Below are 9,808 nucleotides of genomic sequence, written 5' to 3'. Positions count from 1 at the left end.
GATTGACACTGCGCGTTTTGGGTGCCTAGATGCCCGGGCAGGGAGGAACCATGCACGAAAAAGAGCGCCACAGGATCATTCTGTCCGCCGTCCAGGAAAAGCCTGTGGTGACGGTGCAGGAGATGGTCGACCTGACGGAGTCCTCCGAGGCGACGATCCGGCGCGATATCGCGGCTCTCCACGTCCAGAAGCGCCTGCGCCGCGTGCGCGGCGGCGCCGAGGCAATCTCGCCGCCGCAGTTCATCGGGCTGGCCGGCCGGCCCTTTTCCGTCAACGAAACCATCAACGCCTCGCAGAAGCGGGCGATTGCGCGTGAAGCGGTCGAGCTGTGCAACGACGGCGAACCGATCATCATCAATGGCGGCACCACCACCTTCCAGATGGTGCATTTCCTGACCGGCCGCCGCATGCCGATCTTCACCAATTCGTTCCCCATCGCCGAGCATTTGCTCAAGCATTCCAAGAATACGGTGATGCTGTCGGGCGGCACCATTTATCGCGAGCAGAACATCATCCTGTCGCCCTTCGACAACGACGTGACGCGCAATTTCTATGCGCGCCGCATGTTCATGGGTGCGCAGGGTCTGGGGCCGCTCGGCCTGATGGAGGGCGATCCGCTCTTGATCCAGGCGGAGCAGAAACTGATCGACCAGGCCGACGAGTTGGTGGTGCTGGTCGATTCCTCGAAATTCCGCAAACGCTCCAGCCTCATCCTGTGCGGCCTGTCGCGCATCGCCACCGTCATCACCGATGACGGCATCGACGATCGTGAAGCCAAGATGCTGGAGACCGCCGGCGTGACGCTGATCGTCGCCCGCACATCCGCAACCAACAAGGAAGAATCTTCACTGCAGGCCTGAGGCCAACTCGCGCTCGCAGCGGCGATGGAATGCAACGCTCAAGGGAGGAAATTCGATGAGCTTCTTGAAGAAATTGATGGTGACGGCTGCATTCTCGGCCGCCATGTTCGTGAATGCCGCCTTTGCCGAAAACGTCAAGATCGCGCTGGTGGTGAAGTCGCTCGGCAACGGCTTCTTCGATGCCGCCAACAAGGGCGCCGAAGAGGCGGCCAAGGAACTCGGCGATGTCGACATCATCTACACCGGCCCGACCAAGGCGACCGCCGAAGCGCAGATCGAAGTGGTCAATTCGCTGATCGCGCAGAAGGTCAACGCCATCGCCATTTCGGCCAATGACGCCGACGCTCTGGTGCCGGTGCTGAAGAAGGCCATGGAACGCGGCATCACCGTCATCTCGTGGGATTCGGGCGTCGCCAAGGAAGGTCGCCAGCTTCACCTCAACCCGTCCGACACCGGCCTGATCGGCGAGACCATCATCAAGCTCGCCGCCGACCACCTGCCGGAAGGCGGCGAGGTCGCCATCCTGTCGGCCTCCTCGACCGCGACCAACCAGAACGCCTGGATCGACGCGGCCAAGAAGATCCTGCCGGAGAAGTTCCCCAAGATCAAACTCGTCGCCACCGTCTACGGCGATGACGATTCGGCCAAGAGCACCGACGAAGCCAAGGGCCTGTTGAAGTCCTATCCGAACCTGAAGGCGATCATCGCGCCGACCACCGTCGGCGTCGTTGCCGCCGCCCAGGTCGTCACCGACGAGAACCTGATCGGCAAGGTCAATGTCACTGGTCTCGCACTGCCGTCCGAGTTCAAGAAGTTCATCGACAACGGTTCCAGCCAGGCGGTTGCCCTGTGGAACCCGATCGACCTCGGCTACTCGGCCGTCTACCTCGCCCATGATCTGGCGGTGAAGAAGGAAGAGGCCAAGCCCGGCGCCACGCTGTCGATCGGCCGCGTCGGCAAGGTCACGCTCGACGACACCAACTCGGCTGCAATGGCTCCGCCCTTCCAGTTCGACAAGTCGAACATCGAAAAGTTTTCCAAGATCTATTGATCTGGAGTTCTCTAGAGCTGACGCGGCGGGGCTCACGTCCCGCCGCGGCTTTAAACGAACCTTGTTTCAGGGCTTGATACGACTATGGACACGACAGCCCAACACGGCGCGGTGAAGGAGCGGCCTCCGGCCCCGGCTCCACGCCTGACGCTGTCCGGCATCTCCAAGAGCTTTCCCGGCGTGCGCGCGTTGCACAATGTCAGCCTGTCGCTCTATCCGGGCCAGGTGACAGCGCTGATCGGCGAGAACGGCGCCGGCAAGTCGACGCTGGTCAAGATCATGACCGGCATCTACCAGCCCGACGGGGGCACGATCAGCATAGACGGCCACGCCGTCACCCTGCCCAGCGCGCATGCCGCCTTCGGCCATGGCGTCACCGCCATCCACCAGGAAACCGTGCTGTTCGACGATCTGAGCGTCGCCGAAAACATCTTTCTCGGCCACGCGCCACGCACGCGTTTCGGCACCATCGACTGGCGCACGATGCGCAAGAATGCGCGCGAAGTGCTGGACACCATGCATGCCGGCCATATCGACGCCGACGCGCGGCTGAAGGACCTCGGCATCGCCAACAAGCATCTGGTCGCGGTTGCGCGTGCCATGTCGATCGACGCGCAGATCGTCATCATGGACGAGCCGACCGCCGCGCTTTCCATGAAGGAGATCGAGGAGCTCTTTTTGCTGATCGAATTCCTCAAGAGCGATGGCAAGGCGATCCTGTTCATCAGCCACAAGTTCGACGAGATCTACCGCATCGCCGACCGCTACACGGTGTTCCGCGATGGCGAGATGGTCGGCGAAGGCCTGATCAAGGATGCCGGCCAGAGCCAGATCGTGCGCCTGATGGTCGGCCGCGCGGTCGATCACATCTTCCCGCAGCGCAAGGCCGAGATCGGCGCACCGGTGCTCTCCGTTTCCGGCCTGTCGCATCCGACCGAATTCAACGATATCGGCTTCGAACTGCACAAGGGCGAGATCCTCGGCTTTTACGGCCTTGTCGGCGCCGGCCGCAGCGAGGTGATGCAGGCGATATCGGGCATCACCCGCACCTCAGCCGGCACGATCACGCTGGAAGGCAAGACGATCGCGCCGAAATCGGCTGCGGATTCGATCGATGCCGGCATCGTCTACGTACCGGAAGAACGCGGCAAGCAAGGCGTGGTGATCGGCCTGCCGATCTTCCATAACGTCTCGCTGCCTTCGCTCAAGCGCACGTCGAAATCCGGCCTGCTGCGGCTGTCGGAGGAGTTCGATCTGGCCCGCTCCTACACCGAGCGACTCGACCTCAGGGCCTCTTCGCTCAGCCAGGATGTCGGCACGCTGTCGGGCGGCAACCAGCAGAAGATCGTCATCGCCAAATGGCTGGCGACGTCGCCCAAGGTGATCATCCTGGACGAGCCGACCAAGGGCATCGACATCGGCTCGAAGGCCGCCGTGCACGGCTTCATGGCCGAGTTGGTGGCGCAAGGCCTGTCGGTGATCATGGTGTCGTCCGAGCTGCCCGAAATCCTCGGCATGTCCGACCGTGTCGTGGTCATGCGCGAGGGGCTAGTCGCGGCGGTCTACGACAACAAGGGGCTGGACGCCGAGACGCTGGTTCGGACGGCAGCGGGGATCGCGGCATGAAGGCTTTCCTCAAATACCGCGAAATCTGGCTGGCTGCTGCCATCATCGTCTTGATCGGGCTGATCTCGACGCGTTTTCCGGCCTTCGCCGATCCGGCCAATCTGCGTCAGGTGTTCAACGACACCTCGATCCTGATGATCCTGGCGCTTGGCCAGATGGTGGTCATCCTGACCCGGTCGATCGACCTGTCGATGGCGTCCAACCTCTGCTTCACCGGCATGGTGGTGGCGATGCTGAACGCCGCGCATCCGGCGATCCCGATCCCGCTGCTGATCGTCATTGCGCTGGTCGTCGGCCTGGTGCTCGGCGCCATCAACGGCCTTTTGGTCTGGCGGCTGAACATCCCCTCGATCGTGGTGACGTTGGGCACGCTGACCATCTATCGCGGCGCCACCTTCGTCCTGTCCGGCGGTGCCTGGGTCAATGCCGACAAGATGAGCCCGGAGTTCATCGGCTTCCAGCGCGCGGCCTTCCTCGGCATTCCGGTGCTGTCGTGGATCGCCATCCTGGTCATTGCGCTGTTCTTCGTTGTGATGACACGCACCGCGCTCGGCCGCTCGATCTACGCAATCGGCGTCAACCCGACGGCGTCGGTCTATGCCGGCATCGATGTCGGCCGGACGAAATTCATCGTCTTCTGCATCTCCGGCATGATTGGCGGCCTGTCGGGCTATCTCTGGATCTCGCGCTACGTGATCGCCTCGGTCGAGGTCGCCAATGGCTATGAGCTCAACATCATCGCCGCCTGCGTCATCGGCGGCATCTCGATCGCCGGCGGCATCGGCTCGGTCGGCGGCGCGGTATTAGGGGCGCTGTTCCTCGGCATCATCTCCAACGCGCTGCCGGTCATCAACATCTCACCCTTCTGGCAGATGGCGATTTCGGGCAGCGCAATCATTCTGGCCGTCGTGCTCAATGCGCGCGGCGAGCGCCAGCAAGGCCGCATCATCCTCAGAAAGGTGGAGGCGTGACCGACAGCCCTGCCCCGCGCCACATTCCCGACCGGCTCGACAAGCCGCTGCGTTCGGCGATCTTTTCCTGGGAAGCGCTGCTGGTCGTGGTGGCCGTCGCCATCTTCGCCATCAACAGCTTCGCCTCGCCCTATTTCCTCGATCCGTACTCGCTGTCCGATCTGACCTTCAATTTCACCGAGAAGGGCCTGATCGCCTTCGCCATGGCGCTGCTGATCATCTCGGGCGAGATCGATCTGTCGGTGGCCGCCATCATTGCGCTGGCGTCGACCATGATGGGCATGGCGGTGCAGGCCGGCGCCGGCACGCCAGTGCTGGTGGCAATCGGCATCGTTGTCGGGCTCGGCTGCGGCGCCTTCAACGGTCTGCTGGTGACAAGGCTCGGCCTGCCCTCGATCGTCGTCACCATCGGCACGATGAGCCTGTTTCGCGGCATCGCCTTCATCATCCTCGGCGACCAGGCCTACAAAGGCTATCCCTCAAGCTTCGCCTTCTTCGGCCAGGGCTATGTCTGGTGGGTGGTGTCGTTCGAGCTGGTGCTGTTCCTGATCGCGGCTGTCGTCTACTGGTTCCTCTTGCACCGCACGAGTTTCGGCCGACGCGTCTTCGCCATCGGCAACAATCCGGTCGCTGCGCAATTTTCCGGCGTGCGCGTCGGCCGCACCAAGTTCATCCTGTTTTGCCTGACCGGGCTGATGTCGGGCATCGCCTCGGTGCTGATCACCTCGCGCCTCGGTTCGACGCGGCCCTCGATCGCGCAGGGTTATGAACTCGAAGTCATCACCATGGTGGTGCTCGGCGGCGTCAGCATCCTCGGTGGCGCCGGCAGCATTCTGGGCGTCGTGCTCGCCGCCTTCATCATGGGGCTGGTGACCTTCGGGCTCGGCCTGCTCAATGTGCCGGGCATCGTCATGTCGATCTTCATCGGCCTGCTGCTGATCATCGTCATCGCCTTGCCGATCGTCTGGCGGCGGCTGCGCGGAGGGCGTTGATGGCCGAGAAATACGCGTTCAAGATGAAGCTGAAGCCCGGCATGAAGGCAGAGTACAAGAAGCGCCATGACGAGATCTGGCCGTCGCTGGTCGCGCTGCTGAAGCAGGCCGGCGTCTCCGATTATTCCATCCATCTCGACGAGGAGACCAATATCCTGTTCGGTGTGCTGTGGCGGCAAGACGACCACCGCATGGACGAATTGCCCGGGCATTCGGTGATGCAGCGCTGGTGGGCCCACATGGCCGACATCATGGAAACCAGGCCGGACAACGAGCCGGTGGCCGTGAAGCTGGAAACAATGTTCCATATGGCATGACTGCGATGCGCCACATCGCCGTCATCGACATAGGCAAGACCAACGCCAAGGTGGCGCTGGTCGACCTCGCTGCGTTGAGCGAGGTGGCGCTGCGCCGCATGGCGAATGCGCCGGTGCGGCAGGCGCCTTACCCACATCACGATGTCGAGGCCTTGTGGGCATTCATCCTCGAAAGCCTTGCCGGCCTCAACCGCGAACAGCGCATCGACGCCATTTCGATCACCACCCATGGCGCGACCGGCGTGCTGGTCGACGCGGCGGGTGAACTGGTGCTGCCGGTGCTCGACTATGAGTTCGACGGCCCCGACGGGATGGCCGAGGATTACGACGCGATCCGCCCGCCTTTTGCCGAGACCGGCACGCCGCGCCTGCCGCTCGGCCTCAATCTCGGAGCACAATTCTTCTGGCAGCAGAAGAGCTTCCCGGCGGAATTCGCCAGGGCCGCGGCGCTGCTGATGTACCCGCAATACTGGGCCTTGCGCCTGACCGGCATCGCCGCCAACGAGGTCACCTCGCTCGGCTGCCACACCGACCTGTGGAACCCGTGGACAGCGGATTTTTCATCCCTGGTCGAGAGGCTGGAGTGGCGAAGCCTGACGGCGCCGGTGCGGCCAGCCGGGGACCGCCTCGGCCCGATCCTGCCCGCTGTTGCGGTGCGAACCGGACTCGATCCGCAAACGCCGGTGTTCTGCGGTCTGCATGATTCCAACGCGTCGCTGCTGCCGCATCTGCTGTCCGACAAACCGCCTTTCTCGGTGGTCTCGACCGGCACCTGGGTGGTGTCGATGGCGGTCGGCGGCAAGCAGATTGTGCTGGATGCGGCGCGCGACACGCTGGTCAATGTCAACGCGCTCGGCGATCCCGTTCCCTCTGCGCGCTTCATGGGTGGCCGCGAGTTTTCGGTGCTGACAAAGGATCAGCCGGAGCCGTGGACCGAGGATGATGTCGGCGCCGTGCTGGCGCGAAAGATGCTGCTGCTGCCGTCGACCCAGCAAGGTTCGGGGCCGTTCCCGCACCATGCCGCGGCATGGCTCAACGCCGACGGCATCAACAAAGGCCAGCGCTTTGCCGCCATCTCATTCTATCTGGCCCTGATGACGGCGACCTGCCTCGACTTGATCGGTGCCGACGGCCCGACCACGGTCGAAGGCCCCTTTGCCCGCAACCGGCTCTTTGTCGGCATGCTGGCGGCAGCCACGGCGCGCGCCGTGGTTGCGTCGGAGGCCGCCACCGGCACCAGCATCGGCGCGGCGCTGCTGGCATGCGATCGGCCGGCGACGCACGGCAAGGGCGAAAGAATAGAACGGCCTATAGACCCAGCATGGGTCGACTATGTCAGCGCATGGCGGGCGGCAGTGGAAGTGCAGGGCTGATCAGAGAATCCGTTTGCCGAAGGCAGACATGACGAAGTTGACCGCGTCGGTGCCGATCCGCGGCTCCAGATCCGCCGTCAGGCCCGAAACATCCATCGACAGCAAGCCGCCGGAGAGCGCGATCGCCTCCATCGCCTGATGTGTTTCGCGCACGGTCAGCCCACCGGAGCCCGCAGCCCAGCCGGCGAATTCGGTCGCGGTCGGCGAATAGCTGACATGAAAGCCTTGCGTGCCTGATGTGGCGATACGGATCGCTTCATGCATCAGGTCGCGCATGCCCATGGCGTCGATATCGGTCATGGTGAAGGCGGAGACGCGCGAATCCTTCAGCACCCGCGCCTCGGCCGGATCGGCGTGGCGCAAGCCGACGATGACGACATTCTCCGGCGACAGTTGCGGCTGCAGGGCGCCCGCCTTGTGGTCGAGGCCAAGCGATCGCGCCAGGACCGAGCCTTCCGGCAGGTCGATGCCGTCCTCGTCCTCAGGCATCAGGGCGGCGATGGAATCGATCCAGATCAGGCCGAAGGAATGCGTGGCGCGCGCCGTTGCGGTCAGAGCCTTATGCGCGACGCGACGGTCGGTGCCGGCGGCCAGCCGGATCAGCCCCGATGGCGGCCGCTCGACATCGGCGAGTTCCACGACATCGAAATTCATCGCCTCCAGCCGCGCGCCGGTGCCTTCCCGGGCCAGGATGCCGGCAGCCCCCGGCCCGGCGGAGATCTGCACCATCTTGCGGCCGGAAAAATCCTCGACATCGTGCATCGGGGCCTTCTCGACATATTCCGAGGTCATCGCCAAAAGCATGGCGCCATAGCTCATGCGGAAGGCGACGCGGTCGCCGACGGCCAGCGGCGGGTCGGCATCGGCGACATCCAAAAGCAGATGGTCGCTGGAGGCGCCCAGCACCCGGATCCCCCTGGCGATCGGCGTCAGCCCCTCGACCAGCACGTCCTCGCGGCCGATATTGGCGATGGCGCGCAGCCTATCGCCCTCGTCGGGGAAGACCGGCTGGTTGCCGAAGGCGTCGTAGCCCGATTGGCCGATCGGCCGTGACGGCTTGAGCTTGACCTCGATGATGTCGCTGGTCAGCCGGCAGGCCTCGGGCTCGAGCTCGGCCCATGGCACATCGCGGAAGGTTTCGACGCCACCTTGCAGGATCGCCTCGCCGACGCGCAGATTGTTGATGCCGGCCGGAAGCCTGCCTTCGAGCAGCAGCGGCAGCGACGACGAGGCGCCGCCGGAAATCACGTCGAGGCTTTTGCCGGACAGGCGCTCGGTCTTGTAGGCATGGGCGACGAGCTGCCCAAGGTTTTCCGGCGTCGGCATGATGGCGCCGAAGCAGCCGAGATTGGTGCCGATGCCGGCGATGCGCACGCCCTTGAACTGCAGGATCTGCTCAACCGTGGGGATCAGGTCGTTCGGCCAGATGCCTTCGCGGAGATCGCCGAGATCGATCATCAGCATGATGTCGTGGACGCGGCCCATGCGCTCGGCGATGCGCGAAACTTCGCGGATGGTGGCGAGTTCCGATTGCAGGCTGATGTCGACGGTGCGCACCACCTCCTCGACCCGCGCCATCGGCGGGCTGCGCAGCAGCATGATCGGTGCGTTGATGCCGCTGTCGCGCAGCCGGCGGATGTTCTCGAAACGCGATTCGGCGATGCCGGCGACACCGCCGCGCAGCATGGCGCGTGCCACTTGCGGCATGCCGCAAGTGCCCTTGGTGACGCCGAACACTTTTATGCCCGACAGCGCGCAGCGCTCGACGATGGTGCGCGCGTTGCGCTCGATGCGGCCAAGGTCGATGGCGACTTGCGGTCCCGACATCCTAGCCCCCGTAAACCAGCCCCTGCGGGTCGATCTCCGGCTTGCGGCCCGAAACGAGGTCGGCGAGGAATTTTCCCGAACCGCAGGCCATCGTCCAGCCGACATGGCCGTGGCCGGTGTCGAGATAGAGATTCTTGTAGCGCGCCTGGCCGATGACCGGCACCGAGTTCGGCATCATCGGGCGCAGACCCGCCCAGAACACAGCCCTCTTCTCGTCGAAGGCACCCGGGAAAAGATCCTTGCCGGTGCTGATGATCGTCTTGAAATCGGCGGGCTTGAAAGTGCGGTCGAAGCCGGTGAATTCGGCCGTCGAGGACATCCGCAAGCGGTTGCCCAGCCTTGAATAGCCGATCAGCCGGTCCTCGTCGGCGCCGCCCATGGTCGGTCCCCTGCTTTCGTCCTCCAGGGGAATCGTCGCGGTATAGCCTTTTACCGGATAGACAGGCAGGTCGATGCCGTAACGGCGCCCGAGCAGGCCGCTTTCCGGCCCCATCGAGATGACAACCGCATCGCCGGCGACCGGGCCGGCCGAAGTCATCACCGCGCGCACCCGGTCGCCCTCGATGTCGAGGCCTTCGACTGTCGTGCCGAACAGGAATTCGACGCCGAGCTTCTCGGCCGCATAGGCGGCCAGCCTGTCGACAAACTGCTTGGAATCTCCGGTCTGGTCGGTTGGCGAATAGACGCCGCCGGCAATCTTGTCCTTGACGCCGGCAAGGCCGGGTTCCAGCTCGACCAGCCGGTCGCGGCCGACGATTTCGATCGGCAGGCCGTGCTTGGCAAGATAACGG

General features: G+C 64.1%; 9 protein-coding genes. 7 read left to right on the top strand and 2 right to left on the bottom strand.

Annotation, left to right across the window (positions count from 1 at the left end; all coding sequences use genetic code 11):
• The first annotated feature begins 50 nt into the window (after positions 1-50).
• The 7 genes from ENZ74_RS10780 to ENZ74_RS10750 all read left to right on the top strand — a co-directional run bounded on the left by ENZ74_RS10780 (position 51) and on the right by ENZ74_RS10750 (position 7,190).
• Positions 51-860 (top strand): DeoR/GlpR family DNA-binding transcription regulator, encoded by an 810-nt coding sequence (locus ENZ74_RS10780; RefSeq protein WP_063170034.1) that lies wholly within the window; start codon positions 51-53, stop codon positions 858-860.
• Between the two features lie 55 nt (positions 861-915).
• Positions 916-1,911, top strand: a complete 996-nt coding sequence (rhaS, locus tag ENZ74_RS10775) for a rhamnose ABC transporter substrate-binding protein (RefSeq protein WP_127312767.1) — start codon at positions 916-918, stop codon at positions 1,909-1,911.
• 84 nt (positions 1,912-1,995) lie between these two features.
• Positions 1,996-3,537 (top strand): sugar ABC transporter ATP-binding protein, encoded by a 1,542-nt coding sequence (locus tag ENZ74_RS10770; protein ID WP_063170033.1) that lies wholly within the window; start codon positions 1,996-1,998, stop codon positions 3,535-3,537.
• Entirely contained in the window at positions 3,534-4,508 is a 975-nt protein-coding gene (locus ENZ74_RS10765; protein WP_013533601.1) for an ABC transporter permease, read from the top strand. Before ENZ74_RS10770 ends, ENZ74_RS10765 begins: the two co-directional genes overlap by 4 nt.
• Positions 4,505-5,500 carry an ABC transporter permease gene (locus ENZ74_RS10760; protein WP_063170032.1) on the top strand — a complete coding sequence of 332 codons (996 nt, stop codon included), beginning with the start codon at positions 4,505-4,507 and terminating at the stop codon, positions 5,498-5,500. Before ENZ74_RS10765 ends, ENZ74_RS10760 begins: the two co-directional genes overlap by 4 nt.
• On the top strand, positions 5,500-5,817 hold the full coding sequence (rhaM, locus tag ENZ74_RS10755; protein ID WP_024503130.1) for an L-rhamnose mutarotase: 318 nt from the start codon (positions 5,500-5,502) through the stop codon (positions 5,815-5,817). The genes ENZ74_RS10760 and rhaM overlap by 1 nt, the downstream gene beginning before the upstream one ends.
• Entirely contained in the window at positions 5,814-7,190 is a 1,377-nt protein-coding gene (locus tag ENZ74_RS10750) for an FGGY-family carbohydrate kinase (protein ID WP_063170031.1), read from the top strand. The genes rhaM and ENZ74_RS10750 overlap by 4 nt, the downstream gene beginning before the upstream one ends.
• On the opposite strand, the gene ENZ74_RS10745 is transcribed toward ENZ74_RS10750, so the two are convergent.
• Complete coding sequence (locus ENZ74_RS10745; protein WP_127312766.1) at positions 7,191-9,017, bottom strand: alanine racemase; 1,827 nt, start codon at positions 9,015-9,017, stop codon at positions 7,191-7,193.
• Between the two features lies 1 nt (position 9,018).
• The coding region (locus ENZ74_RS10740; RefSeq protein ID WP_127312765.1) for an FAD-dependent oxidoreductase at positions 9,019-9,808 on the bottom strand (790 nt) is incomplete at its 5' end.

Origin of the sequence: Mesorhizobium sp. M7A.F.Ca.CA.002.15.2.1 (assembly GCF_003998715.1) — a bacterium.
GTDB classification, from domain to species: Bacteria; Pseudomonadota; Alphaproteobacteria; order Rhizobiales; family Rhizobiaceae; genus Mesorhizobium; species Mesorhizobium ciceri.
The sequence above is the reverse complement of the archived record's forward strand: the minus strand, read 5'-3'. Positions and strand labels throughout refer to the sequence as shown.